This window comes from Streptomyces sp. NPDC060027 (genome assembly GCF_042737005.1).
Taxonomy (GTDB): Bacteria; Actinomycetota; Actinomycetes; order Streptomycetales; family Streptomycetaceae; genus Streptomyces.
Genome location: NZ_JBHWVI010000136.1, coordinates 22,876 through 23,667 on the forward strand (window position 1 = coordinate 22,876; position 792 = coordinate 23,667).

The window sequence follows — 792 nt, forward strand, 5'->3', positions numbered from 1 at the left end:
GGTCGGGTGTGACCCCGCTGCCGGGCGTCGGCTCCAGCCAGCGCGGGGTGGCCCGGCCGAGGTCAGCGGTGCGGCGCCACGGGTAGTGGTTGGCCGGGAAATCGGTGCGCGGCGCGAGGACGACACCCTCCCGGATGCCGAGAGCGGCGTGGAACAGGCCGGTGGACGCGTTCGGGAGCAGCACGGTGTGCTGGGCGTCGGTGCCCGCGAGGCGGGCGGCCGCGTCCCGTGCCGCCGCCTCCGCCCGCATCAGGCCGTCCACGGTGGTGTGATCGGCGCGGGCGGACTCCTCCATGGCTCGCGCGGTGGCGGCCACGGCATCCCGCGACGGCGGACCGAACCGTGCGAAGTCGAGGTACCCGGCGGGCGTGTCGAAGTGGGCTGCGTACGACGTGAGCACGGGGCTCGTCCTTCCGGGACAGAACGGGTCGGGCGGGTTGAGCGGGTCGGGCGGGGCGGGCTGTTCGGGCGGCGTGACGGCGAGTGCGTCAGGCGAGGAGCGCGGCGTGTACGACGGACCGGCGTGCGCTCTTCACCCACCGCGCAGGTCGCCACCGGCTCGCACGGTACGCGCTTCCCGTCACGCGGACCGGCCCGGGGTGCCGGCCGGCAATGCCGGACCGCAGCTGCGACGGGTGCCATCGCGGACGCCGCTCTCCGCCGATGCGGTGGTGACCACGGGGACGTGCGCCGCTTCCCTCGCCACCTCGTCGGCGGCGTGGCAGACCGAACCGGCAGTGCCTAGTCCGGCGAAACCGTCGACGGTGGAGACGGGACGGCCGGGCACCCCCG

1 protein-coding gene and 1 pseudogene are annotated in these 792 nt (G+C 75.8%); both read right to left on the reverse strand.

The window, feature by feature from the left end:
• Nucleotides 1-400 (reverse strand): annotated as a pseudogene (locus ACFWBT_RS28240) (aminotransferase); the annotation flags it as partial.
• A 180-nt stretch (nt 401-580) separates the two neighbouring features.
• Nucleotides 581-792: hypothetical protein (locus ACFWBT_RS28245; protein ID WP_385705410.1), on the reverse strand; the 212-nt coding region annotated here is incomplete at its 5' end.